Source organism: Macrococcus sp. CoH-51_TC_04 (genome assembly GCF_058188655.1).
The window spans coordinates 57,760-82,051 of the sequence record NZ_JBVGOY010000006.1; the positions used below are offsets into that span (position 1 = coordinate 57,760).

General features: G+C 37.1%; 25 protein-coding genes, 1 pseudogene and 1 riboswitch. Of the genes and pseudogenes, 17 read left to right on the forward strand and 9 right to left on the reverse strand.

All coding sequences use genetic code 11. The annotated features are described in order from the left end of the window. The first annotated feature begins 9 nt into the window (after nt 1-9). Nucleotides 10-1,455, forward strand: a complete 1,446-nt coding sequence (gene nhaC, locus ACZ2V4_RS07085; RefSeq protein WP_490514664.1) for a Na+/H+ antiporter NhaC — start codon at nt 10-12, stop codon at nt 1,453-1,455. A 34-nt stretch (nt 1,456-1,489) separates the two neighbouring features. Here the strand turns inward: nhaC and ACZ2V4_RS07090 are convergent, their stop codons facing one another. Then, on the reverse strand, nt 1,490-1,927 hold the full coding sequence (locus tag ACZ2V4_RS07090; RefSeq protein ID WP_219493239.1) for a MarR family winged helix-turn-helix transcriptional regulator: 438 nt from the start codon (nt 1,925-1,927) through the stop codon (nt 1,490-1,492). 139 nt (nt 1,928-2,066) lie between these two features. Here ACZ2V4_RS07090 and ACZ2V4_RS07095 point away from each other — a divergent pair, with 139 nt between their 5' ends. The 3 genes from ACZ2V4_RS07095 (at nt 2,067) to ACZ2V4_RS07105 (ending at nt 4,301) form a co-directional block, all read left to right on the forward strand. Then, nucleotides 2,067-2,681 (forward strand): GNAT family N-acetyltransferase, encoded by a 615-nt coding sequence (locus ACZ2V4_RS07095; RefSeq protein WP_490514665.1) that lies wholly within the window; start codon nt 2,067-2,069, stop codon nt 2,679-2,681. A gap of 122 nt (nt 2,682-2,803) precedes the next feature. Beyond that, nucleotides 2,804-3,754 (forward strand): LCP family glycopolymer transferase, encoded by a 951-nt coding sequence (locus ACZ2V4_RS07100; protein ID WP_283722207.1) that lies wholly within the window; start codon nt 2,804-2,806, stop codon nt 3,752-3,754. Nucleotides 3,755-3,806: 52 nt separating this feature from the next. Next, the gene (locus ACZ2V4_RS07105) at nt 3,807-4,301 is read left to right on the forward strand and encodes a universal stress protein (protein ID WP_420493993.1); all 495 of its coding nucleotides are present in this window, start codon (nt 3,807-3,809) and stop codon (nt 4,299-4,301) included. A 41-nt stretch (nt 4,302-4,342) separates the two neighbouring features. Here the strand turns inward: ACZ2V4_RS07105 and ACZ2V4_RS07110 are convergent, their stop codons facing one another. Beyond that, on the reverse strand, nt 4,343-5,392 hold the full coding sequence (locus ACZ2V4_RS07110) for a 2,3-butanediol dehydrogenase (protein ID WP_219493234.1): 1,050 nt from the start codon (nt 5,390-5,392) through the stop codon (nt 4,343-4,345). A gap of 320 nt (nt 5,393-5,712) precedes the next feature. Here ACZ2V4_RS07110 and ACZ2V4_RS07115 point away from each other — a divergent pair, with 320 nt between their 5' ends. Continuing rightward, entirely contained in the window at nt 5,713-6,978 is a 1,266-nt protein-coding gene (locus ACZ2V4_RS07115) for a pyruvate MFS transporter (protein WP_219493232.1), read from the forward strand. Between the two features lie 43 nt (nt 6,979-7,021). Here the strand turns inward: ACZ2V4_RS07115 and ACZ2V4_RS07120 are convergent, their stop codons facing one another. Continuing rightward, nucleotides 7,022-7,702, reverse strand: a complete 681-nt coding sequence (locus tag ACZ2V4_RS07120; protein WP_283722204.1) for a hypothetical protein — start codon at nt 7,700-7,702, stop codon at nt 7,022-7,024. Nucleotides 7,703-7,819: 117 nt separating this feature from the next. Between ACZ2V4_RS07120 and ACZ2V4_RS07125 the strand changes: the two genes are divergently transcribed. From ACZ2V4_RS07125 to deoB, 5 genes are all read left to right on the forward strand, one after another. Continuing rightward, nucleotides 7,820-8,272 (forward strand): Dps family protein, encoded by a 453-nt coding sequence (locus ACZ2V4_RS07125; protein ID WP_219493229.1) that lies wholly within the window; start codon nt 7,820-7,822, stop codon nt 8,270-8,272. An 83-nt stretch (nt 8,273-8,355) separates the two neighbouring features. Continuing rightward, on the forward strand, nt 8,356-9,285 hold the full coding sequence (locus ACZ2V4_RS07130; RefSeq protein WP_413475445.1) for a sugar-binding transcriptional regulator: 930 nt from the start codon (nt 8,356-8,358) through the stop codon (nt 9,283-9,285). A gap of 80 nt (nt 9,286-9,365) precedes the next feature. Continuing rightward, on the forward strand, nt 9,366-10,028 hold the full coding sequence (gene deoC / locus ACZ2V4_RS07135) for a deoxyribose-phosphate aldolase (RefSeq protein WP_490514666.1): 663 nt from the start codon (nt 9,366-9,368) through the stop codon (nt 10,026-10,028). Nucleotides 10,029-10,082: 54 nt separating this feature from the next. After that, nucleotides 10,083-11,384 carry a pyrimidine-nucleoside phosphorylase gene (locus ACZ2V4_RS07140; RefSeq protein WP_283722203.1) on the forward strand — a complete coding sequence of 434 codons (1,302 nt, stop codon included), beginning with the start codon at nt 10,083-10,085 and terminating at the stop codon, nt 11,382-11,384. Nucleotides 11,385-11,394: 10 nt separating this feature from the next. Next, the gene (deoB, locus tag ACZ2V4_RS07145) at nt 11,395-12,567 is read left to right on the forward strand and encodes a phosphopentomutase (protein ID WP_490514667.1); all 1,173 of its coding nucleotides are present in this window, start codon (nt 11,395-11,397) and stop codon (nt 12,565-12,567) included. A 50-nt stretch (nt 12,568-12,617) separates the two neighbouring features. Here the strand turns inward: deoB and ACZ2V4_RS07150 are convergent, their stop codons facing one another. Beyond that, on the reverse strand, nt 12,618-12,803 hold the full coding sequence (locus ACZ2V4_RS07150) for a hypothetical protein (RefSeq protein ID WP_490514668.1): 186 nt from the start codon (nt 12,801-12,803) through the stop codon (nt 12,618-12,620). 139 nt (nt 12,804-12,942) lie between these two features. Here ACZ2V4_RS07150 and ACZ2V4_RS07155 point away from each other — a divergent pair, with 139 nt between their 5' ends. Next, the gene (locus tag ACZ2V4_RS07155; protein WP_490514669.1) at nt 12,943-13,509 is read left to right on the forward strand and encodes a hypothetical protein; all 567 of its coding nucleotides are present in this window, start codon (nt 12,943-12,945) and stop codon (nt 13,507-13,509) included. 55 nt (nt 13,510-13,564) lie between these two features. Here the strand turns inward: ACZ2V4_RS07155 and ACZ2V4_RS07160 are convergent, their stop codons facing one another. The 4 genes and pseudogenes from ACZ2V4_RS07160 to ACZ2V4_RS07175 form a co-directional block, all read right to left on the reverse strand. Then, nucleotides 13,565-14,050, reverse strand: a complete 486-nt coding sequence (locus tag ACZ2V4_RS07160) for an S-ribosylhomocysteine lyase (protein WP_120785880.1) — start codon at nt 14,048-14,050, stop codon at nt 13,565-13,567. A gap of 11 nt (nt 14,051-14,061) precedes the next feature. Then, complete coding sequence (locus ACZ2V4_RS07165; RefSeq protein ID WP_219493218.1) at nt 14,062-15,207, reverse strand: bifunctional cystathionine gamma-lyase/homocysteine desulfhydrase; 1,146 nt, start codon at nt 15,205-15,207, stop codon at nt 14,062-14,064. A 3-nt stretch (nt 15,208-15,210) separates the two neighbouring features. Continuing rightward, a complete protein-coding gene (locus ACZ2V4_RS07170) occupies nt 15,211-16,143 on the reverse strand; it encodes a PLP-dependent cysteine synthase family protein (RefSeq protein WP_241427522.1) in 933 nt (310 codons plus the stop codon). Nucleotides 16,144-16,326: 183 nt separating this feature from the next. Further along, nucleotides 16,327-16,731, reverse strand: a pseudogene (locus tag ACZ2V4_RS07175) (class I SAM-dependent methyltransferase); the annotation flags it as partial. Between the two features lie 147 nt (nt 16,732-16,878). Between ACZ2V4_RS07175 and ACZ2V4_RS07180 the strand changes: the two are divergent. The 3 genes from ACZ2V4_RS07180 to ldmS all read left to right on the forward strand — a co-directional run bounded on the left by ACZ2V4_RS07180 (nt 16,879) and on the right by ldmS (nt 19,996). Then, the gene (locus tag ACZ2V4_RS07180; protein WP_283722200.1) at nt 16,879-17,385 is read left to right on the forward strand and encodes a GrpB family protein; all 507 of its coding nucleotides are present in this window, start codon (nt 16,879-16,881) and stop codon (nt 17,383-17,385) included. Between the two features lie 69 nt (nt 17,386-17,454). Beyond that, a riboswitch (SAM riboswitch) is annotated at nt 17,455-17,551 on the forward strand. 68 nt (nt 17,552-17,619) lie between these two features. Further along, on the forward strand, nt 17,620-18,816 hold the full coding sequence (locus tag ACZ2V4_RS07185) for a M20 family metallopeptidase (protein WP_120785884.1): 1,197 nt from the start codon (nt 17,620-17,622) through the stop codon (nt 18,814-18,816). Further along, entirely contained in the window at nt 18,803-19,996 is a 1,194-nt protein-coding gene (ldmS, locus tag ACZ2V4_RS07190) for an L-aspartate--L-methionine ligase LdmS (protein ID WP_490514670.1), read from the forward strand. Before ACZ2V4_RS07185 ends, ldmS begins: the two co-directional genes overlap by 14 nt. 106 nt (nt 19,997-20,102) lie before the next feature. On the opposite strand, the gene coaW is transcribed toward ldmS, so the two are convergent. Next, nucleotides 20,103-20,915 carry a type II pantothenate kinase gene (coaW, locus tag ACZ2V4_RS07195; protein ID WP_219493210.1) on the reverse strand — a complete coding sequence of 271 codons (813 nt, stop codon included), beginning with the start codon at nt 20,913-20,915 and terminating at the stop codon, nt 20,103-20,105. A gap of 143 nt (nt 20,916-21,058) precedes the next feature. On the opposite strand from coaW, the gene ACZ2V4_RS07200 reads away from it, so the two are divergent. The 3 genes from ACZ2V4_RS07200 (at nt 21,059) to pyrG (ending at nt 24,218) form a co-directional block, all read left to right on the forward strand. Then, the gene (locus tag ACZ2V4_RS07200; RefSeq protein WP_120785887.1) at nt 21,059-21,874 is read left to right on the forward strand and encodes a GNAT family N-acetyltransferase; all 816 of its coding nucleotides are present in this window, start codon (nt 21,059-21,061) and stop codon (nt 21,872-21,874) included. A gap of 90 nt (nt 21,875-21,964) precedes the next feature. After that, complete coding sequence (rpoE, locus tag ACZ2V4_RS07205; protein WP_219493209.1) at nt 21,965-22,480, forward strand: DNA-directed RNA polymerase subunit delta; 516 nt, start codon at nt 21,965-21,967, stop codon at nt 22,478-22,480. Between the two features lie 142 nt (nt 22,481-22,622). Next, nucleotides 22,623-24,218 carry a CTP synthase gene (gene pyrG, locus ACZ2V4_RS07210; protein ID WP_219493208.1) on the forward strand — a complete coding sequence of 532 codons (1,596 nt, stop codon included), beginning with the start codon at nt 22,623-22,625 and terminating at the stop codon, nt 24,216-24,218. Nucleotides 24,219-24,292 lie beyond the last annotated feature (74 nt).

The following is a 24,292-nucleotide window of genomic DNA, read 5'->3' on the forward strand; positions in this document are numbered from 1 at the left end:
GAATGACGGATGGGGAAAGAAAAGAAAGCATTTGAAAGAAAAGATATTAATGTTTTTTGGGCATTAGTGCCTTTACTTGTTATGATTGTCTGTATGCTATTCTGGGTTGTAAAACTTAAGCAAGCACCACATATTCCATTGATGATCGGCACTGCTATCGCAGCAATCGTAGCACATAGACATGGTTTTACATGGGAACAAATTGAAGAAATGATGTATAGAGGGATTAAGATGGCGCTACCGGCAATTGTCATCATTATCCTTGTTGGTTTAGTCATTGGTGCGTGGATAGGAGGCGGTATCGTTGCAACAATGATCTATTATGGTTTGAAGATGATTTCTCCTTCAATGTTCCTTGTAACAATTTGTATTATTTGTAGCATTGTTGCACTTGCAATTGGTTCTAGCTGGTCTACAATGGCGACAGTAGGTGTTGCAGGTATGGGAATCGGTTTGAGTATGGATATTCCAGCGGGTATGATTGCGGGTGCAGTTATTTCAGGAAGCTACTTTGGAGATAAGATGAGTCCGTTATCAGACACGACGAATTTAGCTTCAGGTTTAACGGGTACAGATTTATTTGATCATATTAAGCATATGTTTTTCACAACAATACCGGGTATTATTATTGCATTGATTGCATACTTTTTTATTGGTCGTCAGTTTAGTGGTGGTCATTTAGATACGACAAAAATTGATTCAATCACGAAAGCAATGGAAGTGCAGTTTACATTATCACCATGGTTATTGTTAGTGCCTGTGGCTGTCATTGTACTTGTGGCGCTTAAAGTCCCGGCAGTCCCAGCACTTGTCGTCGGTATAATATTAGGGGCAGGGTGTCAATTCTTTATTCAAGGAGATAGTTTACAAATCATCGCGAAGACGTTACAGGAAGGTTATGTGATGAAGTCGGATAATGCACTTGTAATGGAGTTATTCAACAAAGGTGGTCTGGAATCTATGTTCTTTACGATTTCGATGACGATTGTTGCCATGACGTTTGGTGGAATTCTAGAGTTCAGTGGCATGTTACAAGCATTGATTTCAAAGATTTTACTTGTGGCGAAATCTACGGGTAGTTTGATTGCAGCAACATTGTTAAGCTGCTTTACAGTGAATGCAACATGTTCAGAACAATATATTAGTATCGTAGTACCAAGTCGTATGTACTTAAAGGCGTTTATTGATAAAGGTTTACACCCGAAAAACTTATCACGTTGTTTAGAAGATAGTGGTACACTAACAAGTGTATTCGTACCGTGGAATACATGTGGTGTATTCATTTTAGCAACACTAGGTGTACATGTATTTGACTATGCACCATATGCAATTCTAAATTTTGTAGTACCAATCATTTCACTTGTTTATGGTTATACTGGGTTCAAGATTGTTAAGATCAATAAAGAAGAACAGCAGGGATTTTTACGACAACAAGTACAATCTGCAGAACTGTAAAAAACTGGATGCACATTGAAGTGCACCCAGTTTTTTAGTTAATCGTATCGGTATATTGATGGAAAGCTTTTCTGTATTTATCAAGAAGGATAAATAGGGTTTCACCGTCCTCTTTTGTGAAAGTATTTCCTATACTATCATAAATACATTGTTGATGCTCCACCATGACTAGTTTGACGATTTCACAGCCACTATCTGTAATTTTCACACATACTTTACGTTCATCATCTTTACGACGTTCTTTAACGACGAACCCTAAGTCCCTAAGTTTCTTAGTCTTTATGCTTGCAGAATCCATCTTATATTGAATGTCATCTTGTATGTCTGTCACTGAGCTATTACTATCTTTATATACTTTGTATAGAATAAGAAATTCAGCAAATGTGATTCCGAATCGTTTTAAAAGTATAGCATTTAAAACATGCTCGACTTGGCTTGCTGTCTTGAATATTGACTGTTCTAATTTTATCATTTTAACTCCCTCTTTTTTGACGTATATTAAAATTATGACTGATTGAGACGATAGAACGAAATAATTACGGTCAATGTATAATATTTTGCATGATATCTATGTAATATGCAAGTAAAATTTTTCTTAAAAGGAGAATGTAATGAAAATTAAATTCGCTAATAATACTAATATTCAAGCTATACTAGATGTTCAAAAAGCTGCTATACAGGAAATTGGCAATAAAGATATGCTCGTAACTTTATCTGAAGAAGAGATTGCTCAAAACGTGAATGATGGTGTGTTATGTGTTTGTCAGATTGACGAAAGGATTGTAGCATTTCGTTCAATGCATATACCAGTAGACGATTACCTAGGAAAATATATAGCACTTGATCCATCTGATAGAGATCGGATCATCTACTCTGATATTACAGTTGTACATCCAGACTATCGTGGAAGAGGGTTACAGAAAAAATTAGGAGAATGGCTGTTTCAGGAGATCGATGACAAATATACGATAATAATGGCTACAGTACACCCAGACAATATCGCGAGCATCAAAGATAAGTTTCACCATAGTATGAAGATTGTAGCGCTAGATAACGTATATGATGATAAAATTCGCTATATCTTTGCGTTATTCCGTGATAGAGATTGCATATATGAAGAAGAAGTTGCTGTGAAAATGACTGATGATATGGAAATCAGACGCTTACTGAGTGAGGGATATAAAGGTATAAATTTAAGAGGGAATTTACTTATTTTTACTAAATAAATTTTGTGTAATCAAAATTTTATTAGTATACTTTTAAGTGCATAAGAAAAGGAACAAGTCATACTTAAGCCTTATGAATATTGGCTTGTATTGTTGTATTATTAAGTAAAAGAGGTGGATTTATGGAAAAGAGAAGAAAGAGAAGACTGGGATGTCTTTCAATATTTTTAATCGTATTTGTACTCATGTTATTAGTAGCTGCATGGTTTGTAGGTGGATCATATTTTAAGGTGAAACAAACGGCAGAGCATATTCAGCACAAAATAGAAGGTAGGGACAAGTCAGAACTGCGTGGTGACAAAGTTGACATCGGTAATAAAGATGCAATCAGTGTTGCATTATTCGGGGTTGATTCAAATCAGCAAAGACTTGCAACTGGCGATGCTGGACGTAGTGACTCGATTATTCTGATGAGCATCAATCCAAAGACGAACAAATCACAAATGGTAAGTATCCCTCGTGATACATACAGTGAAATGGTAGGTAAAGGAACGAACGAGAAAATCGCACATGCATACGCATACGGTGGGGCAAAGATGGCGGTAGCATCTGTAGAGAAATTTATGAATGTTCCTATCGATTATTATGCGACGATTAATATGGATGGTATGCATGAAATGGTAGATAAAGTCGGTGGTATCGATGTTGTCAGCAATTCTACTTTCAGTTATGGTGGATTCAATTTTGTAAAAGGACAAGAAATTCATCTAGATGGTGATGGAGCTATGGCATTTATTAGAAGTCGTAAACAAGAAGGTGCGGGAGGCGATTTCGGTCGCCAGGAAAGACAGCAGCTTGTGATTCAGGCATTAGCAACAAAAGTATTAAGCGTAGATTCTGTAACGAAATTAGATTCTTTATTGAAAAGTATCGAAGGAAATGTTGTAACTGATTTATCATTTGATGATTTAAAAGGATTAGCTACTGGTTATAATGGCGCAGTTCGCAATGTGAAGAAAGTTCAGCTTCAAGGAGACGGTGAGATATTAGAAGATGGGCTTTGGTATTTCCTGCCTAATGAGACATTGAAAGCAGATGTACGTGAACAATATATGAAGAATCTAGGATTATAAAACACTTGGATGTTACAATAAGTATAAGAAAATATGATTCGGAGGGAATACTATGAAATATAATACAATATTAATCCCGTTAGATGGTTCTAAGGTCAGTGAGTATGCGTTTGAGAAAGGGATTGGGGTAGCTGTAAGGAATGATGCAAAACTTGTACTTACACATATTGTTGATATTAGAACTTATGCTAACGTTGATGCCAAAGGTGGATCACTTGCTGAGAACGCTGATATCTATGCACAAGAATTGCTAGAAGGGTACAAAGCAATTGCGTTAGACCGAGGTGTAAAGGATGTTGAAATCGTTATAGCGCATGGCGCAGCTAAAAATATTATTCCGAAACAAATTGCAGTAGGTTACAAGGTTGATTTAATAATGTGCGGATCAAGTGGCTACAATGCATTTGAGCGTTTCGTTATGGGAAGTGTGTCTGAAGCGATCGTTAGATATGCAAAGTGTGACGTACTTGTGGTCAGAACAGAACAGGTACCTGAAGACTATGAACTAAACGATTATACAAGGAATTTTAGAGAAAAGTTAATATAAAAAAAAGTGCTGAGACACCTTGTCTCAGCACTTTTTATTTTTTAGTCTTCTCCATTAAGCTTAACTAAGATCTTAACTTGAGATTTATCATTTGTTAATTTTTCGAAACCGTGTTCTACGATATCATCAAGCTCAATTTCCCCGGTAATAGTACTCTCTGTATCAATTTGACCACTACCCATTAAATCGATTGTTTGTTGGTAAGATGCTCTTGAATAAGCGATTGTTGAAGTGATTTTCACACCAGCATTAGTCAATTGTAATGGTGGCCAGTTAATGTCACCAGCAAAAATAGAAACGATTACCATTGTGCCACGAGGACGTGTAGCATCGATCGCTTGTACAAATGTAGGTGTTACCCCGGCTACTTCAAATGAACGGTCTACTCCACCTGGTACGATTTCTTTGATTGCTTCTACCGCGTTTACCTCGCCTGAGTTAATGACATGCGTTGCGCCGCATTCTTTTGCTTTTTCTAAACGTTCTTTAGAAAGATCTAGTACAATAATTTTACTTGCACCAGCCGCACGAGCTGCAAGGGTCGTATAGATACCAATAGGACCCGCGCCAAAGATTGCCACAGTGTCTCCGAACTCTAAGCCACTTTCTTTAACAGCTTGAACGCCTACCGCTAAAGGCTCGATAGTTGCTGCTACACGTAAAGATAATGAATCTGGTAAGTGGTAAAGATTAGTTTCTGGTACATTAACTAAGTCAGTAAAACCACCATCTGTATGTAGGCCGAGGAAACTGAAGCCATCATAGACATCTAGTTCATCTGTATTTTTACCATATGTCACAGTTGGGTTTACTGAAACACGATCGCCAACTTTGAAGTCTTTAACCTCTTTACCAACTTCAACGACTGTACCTGAAAACTCATGTCCCATGATTAGAGGTGCTTTACCCCCAGTAAGATCATCCTCTTTGTCTACGGGAACGAATACTGGTCCTTCTTGATACTCATGTAAGTCACTACCGCAAATTCCAGCATATCCGACCTTAACGCGTACCTCATTATCACGCATTTCACGGATTTCTCTGTCTTCAACTCGAATGTCTTTTTTACCATGCCATACTGCTGCTTTCATGTAATGATCCCTCCAAATATTTATTTACAATATTAGTATACAACTTTGATACTAAATTCACAAACTATATATCCTTAAGGAAAGTTTGTGAATTTTTGAGGTGTAATTTATCCCGAAAATACCTTGTAATAAAACTGATATATATTAGAAATTTTCTTTCAAAAATAGCTTTTTTGGTATTTTTTCACAGTGTTATATAACAAATATTTTATTTTTGAGCTAAAATTTCACAAAGTTATTGTAATCGTTTTCAGCATGTGTTATTTTTAATCTAGTCAATTGGTCATAGGATGACTATACAAATTAATGAGGTGAATTAAATGAGTCAAAAAGCTACTAAAGTAAGATGGATGTTTGCACTGATGTTCTTTCTGATTGGAGTTATTGCATATATGGATAGAGCCAATATCTCATATATTGCGCAACCAATGATGGAAGATCTGAATATGAATAAGACACAGTTTGGTATGTTAGCTTCGGTATTTGCAGCAGGTTATGCATTAATGCAAGTGCCAGCAGGTATTATGGCGGAGAAGTTTGGCCCTAAGAAAATGTTAACATTTGCACTTGTTTGGTGGAGTGCATTCACAATTCTAACAGGGGTTGTCAAAAATCACGGATTATTATACACAATGCGTTTCTTATTTGGTGTAGGGGAAGGACCGATGTATCCTTCAAATGCAGTATTTAATACATATTGGTTTGCCAAAAGTGAAAAAGGTCGTGCATCAAGTGCATTGCTTGCAGGATCATACTTTGGTCCTGTTATTGCACCGTTTGTAACAATAGCTATTTATCAAGCTTTCGGTTGGGAAGCAGTATTCTTTATTTTCGGTGCGATTGGTATCATTATTGCTGCAATCTGGGCAATCATTGCTAAAGACTTACCGGAACATCATAAGATGGTTAACGAAGCAGAGAAAGCATACATCATGGAAAACCGTGATGTGGTTCAGACAGATAAGACATCTGCACCTTGGGGACTATTCTTCAAGCGCTTCAGTTTCTTTGCGATTGCTGGACAATACTTTGTAGTACAGTTTGTTATTACTTTATTCTTAATTTGGTTACCGACATATTTACAAGAGGAATACCATGTTGTATTAAAGGATATGAAGTTCTTAGCAGCAGCGCCGTGGTTAATGATGTTTATACTGATTATGGCGGGTGGCACAATTTCAGATGCAATTATCTCTAGAGGCTATTCACGTTTTAGAGCGCGTGCGTTGATTGCAATCTTTGGATTTATCGTATTTGCAGTTTCATTATTCTTATCTGTTCAGACAAATGACATGGTTATGAATTTAATCTACTTATCATTATGTCTTGGTGGTGTAGGTTTATCTATGGGTATGAGCTGGGCTTCTGCTACTGACCTTGGACGTAACTTCTCTGGAACTGTATCAGGATGGATGAACTTATGGGGTAACGTGGGTGCTTTCTTAAGTCCGATGCTTGGTGGATACCTTGTACAGCATTATGGTTGGGATACGACATTCTATTTGATGATTATTCCAGCTGTTGTAGCAATTGTATTATGGTTCTTTGTTAAGCCTGACCAACCATTAATAGTAGAAGAAAAATAAGAGTTAAAAAATAGCAGCTATCCTTGAATGGATAACTGCTATTTTATATCAATTTTCTTACCGTTACCTGATACATAATATTAATTGCAATCGCACATCCTGCTATAACACTTAATGCAAAATGTTGAGGGATACCTGTTGCATATCCGTAAATTGTTATTAACAACATTGCTGCAGGTAAGATGATATTTGTTAACTTAAATGCATTGTAGAGACCCGTAAATATTGTAATCATTTCTTCTTTGGTTAATGAGTCGATGAGTTTATCATCAAAGTCTGATTCGAAGTTTTCTGGAAGGTCGCGTTCTGGATAAAGTTTATTGATCATACTGTAACCATAATAGCGCATTACGATTGCGATCATAAGTGTTACGATACTGATAATCCCTAAATAGAAAGGTGCATGGTTTAAACTGATTAACATAATTGAGCCAAGTGCAAAATAAAATGAAATGATTAAGAATATATTCATTTCTGAGAATTTCTTAAAGCTTGCACGATCCTGTTCGTAATGTTCAAGTGATGGGTCGTTATCAACTTTATAGGCAAGTTTGCTGAAGAGATAAGCTAGCAAAGCAGCAAATAATGCGCAAATGCATAAAAGTATAATAAAAGGGGTAGAAGTAAGTATGTCCATTAACAGTACTTTCCAGAGATCGATTGTGAATAAGATAAAAAAGACGATAACTGCTATGATGGTTGGTAATATGTATTTTTTTAGCATAATGCCCTCCTTTTTAATTAGTATACCCAAATAAATTCGAATAAGACATAATACTTTATTAATTAGAATGATTATAATATAATAATTAATATAAACAAGATAGAGGAGAGATTTATAATGGCAAAAAAATCAAATGATAACAAAGTAGTAACAGCTTTAAACCAGCAAGTAGCAAACTGGACGGTATTATATACTAAAATTCATAATTATCACTGGTATGTTAAAGGGCCTCACTTCTTTAGCTTACACGTAAAATTTGAAGAATTTTATAATGAAGCTAGTACATATATCGATGAACTAGCTGAACGTATTTTAGCAATTCAAGGACATCCAATTGCGACATTGAAAGAATCGCTTGAATTATCTGTAGTTAAAGAAGCGAAGAAAGATTTAACGGCTGAGGATATGGTTAAAGATTTATCGAGAGACTTCGATAAGATTATTAAACAATTAGAAGAAGGTAAAGCAGCAGCCGAAGAAGCAGATGATGAGATGACTGCAGATATGTTCCTAGGTATGATTAGTAACCTTGAGAAACATAATTGGATGCTTAAATCATTCTTGAAATAATAAATTTACTTGGTACGCTCCAAATAGTTTGGAGTGTATTTTTTTTTGTTTTTATATAGAATTGAAGAGTAGAGGTGAAGAGAATGGAAGATAAGATGAAGCAATGTATAAAGATTGCAAAGATGTACTATGAGGAAAACCTTGGTCAAAAAGAAATTGCGGATGAGCTGGATATATCAAGACCTACTGTATCAAGACAATTAAACCATGCCAGAGATATGGGGATTGTTGAAATCATCATTCATGATCCATACGAGAAGAGTGATGAATTAGCACATTTAATTCAGGAGAAATATGGTCTGAAGGAAGTGATCATTAAAGATGTAACAAATGATCGTAATGAAACAGTGATAAAGGCAATATCTGAATGTGCTGCGGAATATTTATCTCGAACTGTGAAGAATAATGATATTGTAGGTATCAGCTGGGGTAAGACAATGTTTCGCGTTGCTGAACTTATGAAACCATTGAATTTAAATGGTGTAGAAACGATTCAGCTTAAAGGTGGAGTCTCATATTCTGATGTGGTGACCCATTCGCATGAAACGTTGTCCTTATTTGCGCGTAGCTTTAATTCCATTCCGAGAGACTTACCGGTTCCAGTCATATTTGATAATAAGGAAGTAAAGAGACTTGTTAGTGCCGATCGTCATATTAAAAGTATATTGAAGATGGCGCCGAAATGTAATGTTGCGATTTATACAACAGGGACAGTTAGAGATGAGGCGTTACTTTTTAAGCTCGGTTTTTTCTCTGAAGATGAAGTGAAACGATTGAAAACGAGTGCTGTAGGCGATATTTGTTCGAGATTCTATACGAAAGATGGTAAAATAGCAGACAGATGGGTAGATGATCGTACGATGGGTGTTACGCTCGATACATTACGCAAAATACCAACGAGCATACTTGTTGCTGGAGGAAACCATAAAGTTGAAGCAATACGTGGTGCACTAAATGGAAATATTCCTAATGTGCTCATTACCGATAGTATTACAGCCAGGAAATTACTTTGATTTGAACATAAGTTCATTTATGATTTTTACTTTTGTTCAGTATCTGATATAATAGAAGTGAAATTAAAGGAGGATGAATCATGAACTTAGCAAAGTATATTGATCATACAGCATTAAAGCCTGAAACAACGAAGGCACAGATAGCTCAATTAGCACAGGAAGCACGCGAATATGAATTTATGAGTGTGTGTGTCAACCCTTCACACGTAAAGTATGCTAAATCTTTATTAGAAGGAACTGATGTTCTTGTGTGTACAGTTATCGGCTTCCCATTAGGTGCGAATACACCTGCTGTGAAAGCATTTGAAACGAAAGATGCGATTGCAAATGGTGCCGGTGAAGTTGATATGGTTATTAATATAGGTGCGCTTAAAGATAAGAACTATGACTTAGTAGCTGAAGATATTAAAGCAGTAGTTGATGCTGCAGGAGATGTTACGACAAAGGTGATCATCGAAACAGCGCTATTGACCGATGAAGAGAAAGTAAAAGCATGTGAAATTGCGCAAGCGCAAGGTGCAGATTTCGTGAAGACATCTACTGGATTTTCATCTGGTGGTGCAACGAAAGAAGATATCGCATTAATGCGAAAAACTGTGGGCCCTGATATGGGTGTTAAAGCTTCAGGTGGTGTGCGTTCTTTTGAAGACGTTATGGCGATGGTTGAAGCGGGTGCAACACGTATCGGTGCAAGTGCAGGTGTACAAATTTTAAAAGGTGAAGAAGCTAAAGGGGATTATTAATTCCCTTTCCCTTATAAATTTATAGAAAGCGTTTACAAAAAGGAGGAAATTATAATGAGAATGGTAGACATTATTGCAAAGAAACGAGATGGACGTGCGCTTACGAAAGAAGAAATCGAGTTTTTCATCAAAGGTTATACGAATGGTGAAGTTCCAGATTATCAAGCATCAAGTTTAGCGATGGCGATTTTCTTCCAGGATATGAATGACGAAGAACGAGCAAACTTAACGATGGCAATGGTTGAAAGTGGCGACCAGATCGACTTATCAGCAATTGAAGGGATTAAAGTTGATAAACACTCAACAGGTGGTGTAGGTGATACGACAACTTTAGTACTTGGACCCTTAGTTGCAGCGCTTGATATTCCAGTTGCGAAGATGAGTGGTCGTGGACTGGGACATACAGGTGGTACGATTGATAAGCTGGAAGCAGTTGAAGGTTTCCATGTAGAAATTTCGGAAGATGATTTCATGAAACTTGTAAATGAAGACAAACTTGCGGTTATCGGACAGACAGGTAATTTAACACCTGCTGATAAGAAGCTTTATGCATTACGTGACGTTACAGGAACGGTAAATAGTATTCCACTTATTGCATCAAGTATTATGAGTAAGAAGATTGCAGCTGGTGCAGATGCGATTGTACTTGATGTTAAGACAGGTGCAGGCGCATTTATGAAAACAGATAAAGACGCAGAAATGTTAGCAACTGCGATGGTTAAGATCGGTAATAATGTTGGACGTAATACGATGGCGATTATTTCTGATATGAGTCAGCCGTTAGGATATGCGATTGGTAATGCGCTTGAAGTGAAAGAAGCAATTGAAACTTTACGTGGAGAAGGTCCTGAAGATTTAACAGAACTTGTTTTAACACTAGGTAGCCAGATGGTCGTGCTAGCAGGTAAAGCAACCACACTTGAAGATGCACGTGGACAGTTACAAGAAGTAATTAACAACGGTAAAGCGCTGAATAAATTTAAAACATTCCTTCAAAATCAAGGTGGAGATCCATCAGTAGTTGATGATGTAACGAAGTTGCCACAAGCGAAATATGTCATTGAAGTACCAGCGAAACGCACAGGTGTGGTAAGTAAAATTGTTGCTGATGAATTAGGCATTGCTTCTATGCTGCTTGGAGCAGGCCGTGCAACGAAAGAAGATACGATTGATCTTGCAGTAGGACTGATGTTACGCAAGAAAGTTGGCGACAAAGTTGAAGAAGGCGAATCACTTGTAACAATTTATGCAAACCGTGATAATGTAGAGGATGTAATGAACAAAATTTATGACAATATTGAAATCTCTGACCACGCAGAAGCGCCAGTGTTAATTCATAAAGTCATAACTGAATAGGAGAGATATTATGACATTTAAAAGAGTGCATCTTATCGTAATGGATTCTGTAGGGATTGGTGAAGCACCAGATGCAGAGAAGTTTGGTGATACTGGGAGCCATACTTTAAAACATACGTTAGAAGGATATGCAGGGAAATTACCGAACTTAGAAAAGTTAGGATTAGGTAATATTGCACCACTTCCGGTCGTAAAAAAAGTCGATAAACCAGGAGCATACTATACGAAATTATCGGAAGCATCTGTAGGAAAAGATACGATGACAGGTCATTGGGAGATCATGGGTCTGAATATCGATCAGCCATTCAAAGTATATCCGAATGGCTTCCCTGAAGAGCTTGTTACAGCTATTGAAGAAATGACAGGACGAAAAGTCGTAGCTAATAAACCAGCATCAGGAACAGCGATTATTGATGAGTGGGGCGAACACCAGATGGAAACAGGTGACTTAATCGTCTATACTTCAGCTGACCCGGTACTGCAAATTGCAGCGCATGAAGAGATTATTCCGCTTGAAGAACTCTATGAAATTTGTGAGAAAGTCCGTGAATATACGAAAGACCCGAAATATTTAATTGGGCGCATTATTGCACGCCCATATGTAGGTGAACCAGGGAATTTCACGAGAACATCAAATCGTCATGACTATGCATTAAAACCATTTGGACGTACAGTGATGAATGAACTTCAAGATGCAGGGCGTGATGTTATCGCAATCGGTAAGATCAATGACATCTATGATGGTGAAGGTGTAACGAAGTCCATCCGAACGAAAGATAATATGGATGGTATGGATAAATTATTAGAAGTTGTGAAGTCTGACTTTGATGGAATAAGCTTCCTGAACCTAGTGGACTTTGATGCATTGTATGGACATCGTCGTGATAAAGAAGGTTATATGAATGCAATTAAAGCATTTGATGATAGACTGGGTGAATTATTAGAAGCGTTAAGAGAAGATGATTTACTCATTATTACGGCAGACCATGGTAACGACCCTACAATGCCGGGAACAGATCATACAAGAGAATATGTACCGCTACTCATGTATAGTAAACAGTTTGATGGTGGTCGTGAATTAGAATCGCATACTACATTCGCTTCAATTGGTGCGACGATTGCTGATAACTTTGGTGTTGAATTGCCAGAGTTTGGTGAGAGTTATTTGGAAGAATTGAAGTAAGAATTAGAGGATGGAAGAGGAGTAGGTATCTCAGATACCTACTCCTTTTATTATTGAACAACTTGTCTTTCGATATAACTGATTGCTAGTGATAGTTTTTCTAGAAGTTGTTTATTGATATTTTTATATTCATTCAGATGCTTATAAGCTTGATTATTATATTTAGCATATAATTCAATTGCATCTTCAAGTTCATATAAGAGTATTAAATTTATACGTTCCTTCTCTGTAAACATATTATCATCTCCATTATTTATTGAGGGAAAATTAATTTAACGCAAAATAATATTTGTGTGACGGTGTAATTTATTGTATTTATGCATTACCTAAGCGAAATGGGGTATAAGAATAAAAAGTATAAAGGAGCTAATACATATGAAATATAAACAAACAATTGGTGCTGCTATCTTTGCTGCAGCAAGTGGTGCGCTCTATTATTTTTTAACGAAGAATCAAGGTGATAGTATGGATAAGAAACAAAGTAAGAATGTTGAGCTAGTTAAACCTGGAGCTGTATCAGCTGATGTAGCAGATAAAGCGTTTATGATGCCTCATTTTATGATAAAGAATTTAGTGGCAATGCATAATGAACATGGTATTTCATTTAGATTAGATTATAAAATTGATCGAATATTATATGATTATTTAACGCATAATACTCCCCACTATCGCTTTAGATTTACGTTACCAAATGAGTTGAAGTTTTTATTTGAAGGTAATGGAACAGAGAAGGTTTTAGGAGAACTTGTATACGGTACTGGTGAGAAGACGGACTATAGTGTTACTTTTAATTTTAAGAAGCATGATGATGTGTCGCTTGATAAGATAGAGAAGATTAATGAAGCAACTGGTCCATATCACTTGGATATTGTAGATGAACAGCTTAATGTTTTAAATGAATATGATGATGTATATGCAGCTACAAATTTAATAAGATTTTAAAAATAAGTGGCACACATGAAGTTTCATGTGTGCCACTTATTGATATATCAATTAATTATGCTTGTGGTTCTTTTCCAGGCTGATAAATTACATGCCATCTGTCTTTTTTAGATAGCATTTCCTGTGCGATTGCTTTTGCACCTTCTAAAGAATGACTCGCTGCCCAGCCACATTGCACTTCATTACAAGCAGGGACTTCATCAGCTGCTAATACATCATTCAAAGTGTTTTCTAATATTGCTAACACATCTTCATAGTTATCGTGATTGATAAGTGAAACGTAGAAGCCAGTCTGACATCCCATAGGAGAGATGTCTACTACTTTATCTGTATGATTACGGATGTTTTCAGCCATTAAATGTTCTAATGAATGGAGTGCAGGCATCTCCATGTGTTCTTTATTTGGTTGTTTGAAACGAATATCATATTTATGAATTACATCACCATTGATACCTTCTTTGATACCCGCTAATCGTACGAATGGTGCATCGACGATCGTGTGGTCTAAGTTGAAACTTTCAACGTTCATTTTTTTAGTCATAAGCGTCACTCCTAATTTAATTGTTTAAATGCTTGTTCTAAGTCTGCAATTAAGTCTTCACTATCCTCAATACCCACAGAGATTCGAACTAAACCGTCTGTAATACCAAGTTCAAGGCGACGTTCTCTAGGGATCGAAGCATGAGTCATCTGGCTCGGGACAGAAATTAAACTTTCTACTGCACCCAAAGATTCTGCTAAAGTGAAATATTTCGTTGCTTTTACTAAGTTTTCGGCATTTTCTTTAGATCCTACATCAAATGATACCATTCCACCGTAACCTTTGCTTTGTGATTCGTGAATTTTCTTATCTTGTTCATCAAGCAAGACAGGATGGAAGATATTTGTTACGGCACTTTGTTTTTGGAGGAATTCGATGATTTTTAATGTTGAGTGTTCTGTTTGTTCCATTCGAATTGCAAGTGTCTTAATACCGCGCACAAGTAAGAAACTATCTTGAGGTCCAAGTATACCACCTACGGAATTCTGTATAAAGCCAACTGATTCAGAAAGCTCAGGTGTGCGTGTTACAACCAGTCCGGCTACAACATCGCTATGTCCGCCGATATATTTCGTTGCTGAATGAAGTACAATATCTGCACCAAGTTCAAGTGGATTCTGGAAGTAAGGTGTCATAAATGTATTGTCTACAACAGAAATTAAGTTATGTGCTTTAGAGATTTCAACCATTTTGCGAATATCCGTTACATTAAGTAATGGATTGGTAGGAGTTTCGATATAAAGCATCTTAGTATTCTCATTGATTGCCGCTTCAACTGCTTCGATATCGGTTGTGTCAACGAATGTTGATTTAATACCGATGCGTTCGAAGACTTTTGTGAAGACGCGATAAGTTCCGCCGTATACATCGCTACCAACAACGATATGATCGCCAGCATTGAGTAACATGATTACAGAAGATATTGCAGCCATACCTGAACCAAATGCAAAGCCAGCATCACCTGATTCCAAGTCACTGATTAATGATTCTAATGCTGTACGTGTTGGATTTGCTGAACGAGAATATTCATAGCCTTGACGCATATTCCCGATGCCATCTTGTTTGTAGGTACTTGTTTGGTAAATTGGAGGGTTTACAGCTCCAGTGTATTCATCTATTGTATTTCCACCATGAATCATCATTGTTTTCTTTTGCATAATCTATTCTCCTTTAATATCAAATATTTGTTGTGATAAGTATCGCTCAGCTGCATCAGGGAATATTACGACGATATTGCTATCAGTCATATTTTCTTGGGTTTTAAGTGCGGCATGTAGCGCGGCTCCGCTTGAAGAACCGACAAGAAGACCTTCTTTTTGGGCAAGTTCTGAGACACGTGTAAAGGCATCGATATCAGAAATTGTTTCAACGGCATCGATTAAATCTTTATCTAAGAACACGGGCCATTTTTCAACGCCGATGCCTTCTGTGCGGTGACTACCAGATTCTCCACCATTTAATATCGAACCTTCAGGCTCTACGATAACGCGATGACTTTCTTTGAAGTGCTTTGCAAGACCTGTAAATGTTCCTCCACTGCCTGCACCAGCAACGATTGCATCAACCTTCCCAGCATCTCTTTTTATCTCCTTTGCCAGTTTATCGTAGCTTGAAGGATTATCTGCTGATTCAAATTGATTTGTATAGAATGCACCGGTTTCTTGAGCGAATTTCAGCGCTTCTTCGCGTGCGAAGAGCATTCCTTTTTCTGTAGGGGTATTTACGATTTCAGCCCCTAATGCATGCATGATGCTTTGTTTTTCGATGCTGAATTTCTCGGGAACATAGACATGTAGCTTTAATCCATACTGTTGACAGATGAGTGCAAGACCAATTCCTGTATTACCAGCTGTAGCTTCAACAACTGTACCGTTTTGAATATCACCACGAAGTAAAGCCTGTTCTAAAATGTTGACACCCAGTCTGTCTTTTACAGAGCCGCCCAGATTATAGAACTCAAGTTTTGCAAATAGACGGTTTCCTTTATTCAGTGGAAAATGCTTAAGTTCCACTAGCGGTGTATTACCGATTAAATCAGCAGGAGTTTTTACTTTTTTTTTAGTTAATATTTGAAGATGAGCGAAACGATTCATCTGAGTGGATTGATAATCAAATCCCAAGTCGTTGGCAATCTCTTCCATTGTCTCCTTTAATGGATAATATTCTCTTTCCAGATCTTCGACAAGATTATGGTAACCTCGTGCGTCATAATGTGATTTAATCTGTTCTTTTTCATCTAAGGAATTGAACATTGTGTCCAATATAATGATGTTTCCATCTTCGGAGAGAAGCGGCTTATAAAGGGCAATCGCTTCTTTCTTTTCTTTATCTGTAAGGTGGTGAAAAGCAAAAGAAGAAATAAATGTATCTTTTTCTCTAGCATTGAAGTTCAGGAAATCGCCACGTTCGAACGTAATACCTGTCTTAGCCTCACCTAACTTTGTCATATCAATACTTGGTTCTACAGCCTGTACGTCCAATCCGCGCTGTAATAACATGTTTGTTAAATTCCCAGTTCCAGGACCAAATTCTGTTACGCGTTTTCCTGCGTGTTTTGTTGCTTCTTCTATCATAAAATCATAGTTTGAGAATACATCTTTATATTCGGGATTTTGTCCTGTTACAGCATCATCATAATCTGATGCCCATGCTTTAAAGATGTCCATAAAAGGTAAACTCATCGGTACACTCCTAATATTATTATTCTTATCAGATAACTCGGGATTAATAATATCATGAATTTATTATTTACTCAATATAATAGTTTGTGAATTTGTGTGCAAAGAAGTATAATATTTTAAAATGTATCTAAAGAAGGAGGGGAAAGGATGAAACAAGTGATGATAGTACCTTACGATAGTATATGGCAGCACCTTTATATAGGCGAAAAGAAAAGAGTGCTTCAGAAGTTAAAAAATATTAGTGCGATTCATCATATTGGGTCTACTGCGGTACCAGGTATGGACGCACGTGCGACGATAGATATTGCTGTAGAGGTGAAGCATGATATTGAAGAACTAAAGTTAGCTGAACTTGGATATCATTTAATCTGTAAAGAAGTATGTTATAAAGTATATGCTACAAAGGATCATCAATTTCATCTTTTTGTGTATAAAGAGGCAGATGAAGAATTATTGAAACGCATTAAGTTAAGAGATTATTTTCGAACATTTTCAAGTGAGAGAGATCGTTATAGTGCGTTCAAATGGGAACTTGCAAGAATTTATCCTTTTGATTTCTCTTCGTATAAAAAGGCGCGGGACATCTTCTTGACTGTAATTGAAGTTAAAGCGATGAACTGGAACGGATCGAACGAAGTACAGATATTCGGATAATATCTGAAAAATAAGTTATCTTATTGACAATCATGCTTTAAAGCTCTAATATAATTGATAACAATTAAACACTTATCGAGACGGACGGAGGGACAGGCCCGCTGATGTCCAGCAACCTGCAATATGTAAGGTGCTAATTCCTGCAGCTTATGCTGACAGATAAGACGTATAGACATCCTTATCTGAGGGTGTCTTTTTTATTAAGTGGACTTAATTGAATTTAATTAAGGGGTAATGACGATGAATGAACAAAATGTACTTAACTATATTGAATATAATAAAGAGGAATTTATTAAAATAAGCCACCAGATTCACGAACGCCCGGAACTTGGAAACGAAGAGTATTTTGCGTCTAGTTTACTCATCAAGACTTTATATAACGAAGGATTCACAATTGAGCGTGATATCGCAGGCCACGAGACAGGATTCATTGCGACATTTGAAAGTGAACATGAAGGACCGACGATTGCATTCTTAGCGGAATACGATGCTCTGCCTGGACTTGGTCATGCATGCGGACATAATATTATCGGAACATCAAGTGTGCTTGCAGGCGTGAGCATTAAAGAATATGTTGAAACGCACGGTGGTACGATTAAAGTATTTGGTACACCAGCTGAAGAGGGTGGTGTGAATGGTAGTGCAAAGGCGTCGTATGTTAAAGCTGGATTATTCTCTGAGTGCGATGTTGCTTTGATGATACATCCAGGACACGAGTCATATCGTACGGTGCCTACACTTGCTGTAGATGTATTTGAAGTCGAGTTCTTCGGTAAGACCGCACATGCTTCTGAGAATGCTCATAATGGGATTAACGCACTGGACGCAATGATCAGTTTCTTTAACGGGATTGCGCAGCTTCGTCAGCATATTCGAAAATCTGATAAAGTACATGGTGTAATATTGGATGGCGGCAAGAGCGCGAATATTATCCCGGATTACACGAAGGCAAGATTCTACACGCGCGCAATGAGTCGCAAGGAACTAGATGTGTTAACCGGCAAAGTTGAACGTGTTGCTGAAGGTGCTGCACTTACTGCGGGTGCAGAGTATAAGCTGAATCACATTCAAAATGGAGTAAATGAATTTATTCGTAATGATTTGTTAGATGATCTATTTGAACGTCATGCTAAAAAGCACAATGAGGTAATATTACATGATGATTTTGGTTTTGGATCAACAGATACAGGGAATGTGAGTCATGTTATCCCAACAATTCATCCGCATATAAAAATTGGGCCTTCAAGCCTAGTAGGGCATACTGTTGAATTTAAAGATGCTGCTGGTAGTGCACATGGAGATCATGCACTGATTCAAGGTGCTAAAATAATGGCGACGATGGCATTAGAACTCATTGATAATCCGGATGAATTAAAAGCGATAAAAAATTTACATACAGTGTTGAAGGGGAAAGTCTATGACCACCAATAAATTAAATATTTCACTTACGATGCGTGATCTGTATGGTGATAATGTGCTTTACACATCACGACCAAGCTATGGTTTTAATCCGTGGCTACAGCCTGAAGAACATCAGTCGAATTTATTAAGTGCCAGAGAATTAATCATTGCAGAGATGCCTGTTATTGTTCATAAAGCAACGGTAACTGAGAAGACATGTGAATTATTTGGCGCAGCGGGAGTAGCGATGCCCAAAACATATATCACGTATGAAACACGTGAAGAGTATGAAAAGGCTTTAAAAGAATATGCCGAGACAGGAAAGATATTCTTCCAATATGCGCACGAGACTGATATTGTGGACAATGATGATTATGTTGTACCACGAGACATATTTCTAGATTTAAACAACAAATCACTCATCCATAAATGGACGGGTGGAGAGTATCTTCCAAAACGCGAAATTGTAAAAATTGATGATTTCCAAACACGTGTACGTGAATGGACGCTTCCTTTTGTTATTAAGCCGGGTGACGAACATCCGACAGCAGGTGGATATGGTGTGATGCTATGTTATACAGAAGATGATGTGGAAAGTTCGATAAAACGCGTGCAGGCGGCAAGTGGTACCGAGCAGTTGATTATCGAACAATTTGTTGAACCTATTAAAAATTACTGCGTACAATATGCGTATAGCGAAGAGAAGGGCATCACATTTTTGGGTGCATCGCTTCAGATGGTAGAAAAATACGGTAAATACAGAGGTAATACAACAGATAGGAATGTACCTGAATCTGTAATTGAAGCCGGTAGAAAGATTATGAAGAATGGTGTCGATGCGGGCTATAAAGGGATTGCAGGATTTGATATATTAGTAGATAAAGATGATAATCTGTTTGCAATTGATTTAAACTTCAGACAAAATGGATCAAGTTCATTATTGTTACTGGATGATGTACTAAAAGGGGACTATAAAAAGTTCCTTGCCTATTACTCTGATGGTGATAATGCAGCATTCTATGAAACAATTTTAAACGAAGTAAAGAGTGGTAACTTATTCCCATTAGCATATTATGATGGAGATTATAGAGATAAAAATGCTTTCCCGTCACGCTTTATTTGTATATGGTATGGTGATGACGAAGCATTCATCGATCAAAAAGCAAAACAATTTGAACAACGTTTAAAAGGTGAAGTTCATGAAGACTAGAAAAAGTAGTATATTTGCAGCATCGGTAATTAGTGCGACATTGCTGCCGATGCTTGTAAGTTTAATAAAGGTGCTTAAAAAATAACGTAAAGGCTAAGCCTTTACGTTATTTTTCATCCATCAACCTAAGTGTGCCCACAGCACCTGAATATTCTCCGTTTTCGATAAAGTAAGGTTTGAAGTTACGTAATTTAGTATAATTTACGACGATATCCTGCAATAATTTGTTGTCCAGAAAACTAGAACCGATGTAAACAACATATTCTGCTCCAAATTCTCTAGCTGCATGGATAGATACTGTCGTCACTGTTTCTCCAACGATTCCGAGGACAGAAGCAATCTTATCTGCATCTGTAAAGCTTTCGGTGTCTTTGTTGTGAAGTACGTTCCCGAAGTTAGCGGCTGTAAGATCGCCTGGAATGGGTGTTTTATCACCTTTATAAATATGTTTTACTTTAAGATCGATAATATCGCGATTACCAGCTCTAGCTGTTGTAACGATATCTGCAAAATCTTCTTTCCCAGTCAGTAAGTATGAGAGTCCCATCATCATACCTCCACCTGCACCTGTTCCGCCTGCACGAATTTGTTTATTCTCATCAACAAAGTGGATGGAAGTTCCTGTGCCTACATTGCTGAATACAAATTTATCGAGATACATATTATTTTCATCTAAAAAGGATTGAATCCCTTTAAATGTCGCATCAAACTCAATTGATTGAAATGCATCATGTGAAATAAGACTATTTAAATAAGTGGCTTTTCCGCCTGTTAGAGCTACTTGTGCATCTGGCATAGTGTTAAGCCATGCTGCAACGCGTTCAATGTCTGTAGATTGTTCTTTTTTATATGTAAATGTATCGTTTTCAAGGATAGCAATTTTGATTAAGGTACCACCTGCATCGATTCCTATTTTCATCATAAACCTCACATTTTTTATTTTATCTTATCATATAAGGTGATGCTTAGCAGTCAAAAAATAAACTTTCATGTTCTAATATTTAAAAAATGGGTAAAATATATTTAACAAAATAAATTGCAATGTACGGAGGCAAAGAGATAATGGAATTCTTAGGTTCTAAAATTAAAATTGTACAGTATAAAGAAGACTATCGTGAGGCATTAGACCAGTTCGAATTAACAGAGCGTCAAATGATTTATTCTTCTTTACCGAAAGAGGTATTAGATGAAGGGTTGATGGATCCGGATCGTAGACCGTGTGTTGTGCTTAATCGTGACGAAGAGGTTGTAGGGTTCTTTGTGTTGCATCAGCATTATCAACATGAAGGATATGATACGCCGATTAATGCAGTATATGTCCGTAGCTTATCAATCAACAATAAGTTGCAAGGTCATGGCTATGGCACTGAAATTATGATGAATATTCCTGAATTTGTACAAAGTGTATTTCCGGATTTCGATCAACTCTTCCTAGTAGTTGATGCAGAGAATCAGGCTGCATGGAATCTATATGAACGTGCCGGTTTTCTTCATTTAGCGACGAATCCTGAAGGGCCAATCGGAAAAGAGCGTCTCTATTATCTAGATTTAGGTGCCGATTATGTTTCGAAGCTACGACTCATTAAAGACGAAGAGGTTATTCGCCTTGAAAGAGATGGTCAGTTTGTTGGAGAAATTGAATATACAATTGAAGATACTACAGCTCACCTCGTATCGTTTAATATACAGCAAGATGTAGACGTTATTAAACAAAATGTATTGAGACAGATCGCTACTTTCCTTCGTCGTAATTTTGAAGCAGTAGATAAAATTGAGATCGATGTGTCAGGTGATGATGCCGCGCTTTATTTAAGTAATAACTTTGTAGCGATGGATACAGCAAATACACAAGTATTAACGAAGTTAATTAAATATTAATAGAGAAATTTTGAATAATTATTGCGCTTTTTGGAAGTAATTTGTTATGATGTAGTATAAACACTTTAGAGTTCTGAAAGGACGAATATAATGAAAATCTCTGAATATACTAAAGAAATGATGGACGAAAATTCTTTTATCGACTTAGCTTACATGGCTTTAAGCGAAAAAGGTAAAGAAGTAAACTTATACGAATTAATCGATGAGTTTAAAGCCATCGGGAATTATTCTGATGAAGCAGTAGAAACGCGTGTCGTACAATTCTATACAGACTTAAACACAGATGGTAGATTCTTATCTACTGGTGAATATATGTGGGGTCTGCGTGACTGGTATTCAGTGGACGATATTGAAGAAAAGATTGCACCAACTGTTCAGAAGTTTGATATTTTAGATGAAGAAGACGAAGATTCACCGAAGATCGCCTTATTAGGTGAGGATGAAGTGGAAGATGAACTTGATCTATTACCGACTGATGGTGACGAGGAAAATGTTGACACTGAAGATGAAGAAGTGGAAGATGAATTAGATGAGGCAGGTCTTGTTGTTGAACCGGATGAAGAATTCGAAGAAGAAGAAGACGAATTTGAAGACGAGGAAGAATAATCATAGTTGACAATCTTCTTAAAAATGATTATTATTTTACTTGGGCTCCTTAATTTAAGGACGAACGTATAAACTATACGCTCCCAATGTACTTACTGTGCATGGGAGCGTTTTTTATTATTTTAATTTCCAGGAGGTAAACATGACAAAATTTATATTTGTAACAGGTGGCGTTGTTTCATCATTAGGTAAAGGGATTACGGCAGCAAGTTTAGGTCGTTTATTAAAGAATAGAGGACTTAAAGTCACGATTCAGAAATTTGATCCATATTTAAATGTTGATCCAGGTACGATGAGTCCTTATCAGCATGGAGAAGTATTCGTAACAGATGATGGAGCTGAGACTGACCTTGATTTAGGGCATTACGAGCGTTTTATCGATATCAATTTAAATCAGTATTCTAACGTAACTGCAGGACGTGTGTATTCTCATGTATTAAAGAAAGAACGTCGTGGAGATTATTTAGGTGGTACTGTTCAGGTTATCCCTCATATTACAAATGAAATTAAGTCACGTTTACTGCTTGCGGGGGAATCTACGAAAGCTGATGTTGTCATTACTGAAATTGGTGGTACAACAGGAGATATTGAGTCATTACCATTTATCGAGTCTATCAGACAGATTAAAAGTGACTTAGGTCGTGAGAATGTAATGTACATTCACTGTACTTTACTGCCGTACATTAAAGCAGCTGGTGAAATGAAAACAAAACCAACTCAACATAGTGTAAAAGAACTTCGTGGATTAGGAATTCAGCCAGATATGATTGTTGTGCGTACAGAATATGAAATGACGGAAGATTTACGTGATAAAATTGCGTTATTCTGTGACATTGATAAAAAATCAGTAATTGAATGTCGCGACGCAGATACGCTATATCAAATTCCTGTAGCATTACAAGCACAGCATATGGATGATCTTGTAATCGAGCGTCTAGGACTTGAAGCAAGTGGAGAAGCAGATCTTACAGAATGGAATAAACTTTTGGACACTGTGCGTAACCTAGAAGGCAAAGTTAAAATTGCATTAGTAGGTAAATACGTGGCGCTTCAGGATGCATATCTTTCAGTTGCTGAGGCATTAAAACATGCGGGATATGAATTTGGAAAAGACATCGAAATCGATTGGATTAACTCAGAAGATTTAGATGTAACAAACTATAAAGAACGTTTACAAGATGCTGATGGTATATTAGTACCGGGTGGATTTGGTGAACGTGGTATTGAAGGTAAAATTCTTGCGACGCAATACGCACGTGAAAACAACGTGCCATTCTTAGGTATTTGTTTAGGGATGCAGTTAGCAACAGTTGAGTTTGCACGTAATGTTGTTGGCTTAAAAGACGCACATTCATCAGAACTTGATCCAAACACGCCTTACCCAGTTATTGCATTATTGCCTGATCAGAAAGATGTTGTTGATTTAGGTGGAACATTAAGATTAGGCTTATATCCATGTGAACTAAAAGAAGGAACAAGAGCACATGCTGCTTATGGTACAACGCATGTTGATGAACGCCACCGTCATCGTTATGAGTTTAACAATGAATTCCGTGAGCGATTAGAAGAAAAAGGATTAGTGTTCTCAGGTTTATCTCCGGATGGACGTTTAGTGGAAATCGTTGAAATTCCTGACCATAAATGGTTCGTGGCATGTCAATTCCACCCAGAATTCTTATCTCGCCCAATGAAACCTCAGAAATTATTCAAAGGATTCATTGAAGCTGCGATTCAATAGAGTGGTTATCATGTGAGCGATAAGTCTTGAACAAGATTCTAAATGGTGTGATAGCGTCCGAATAGAAGCTGGTA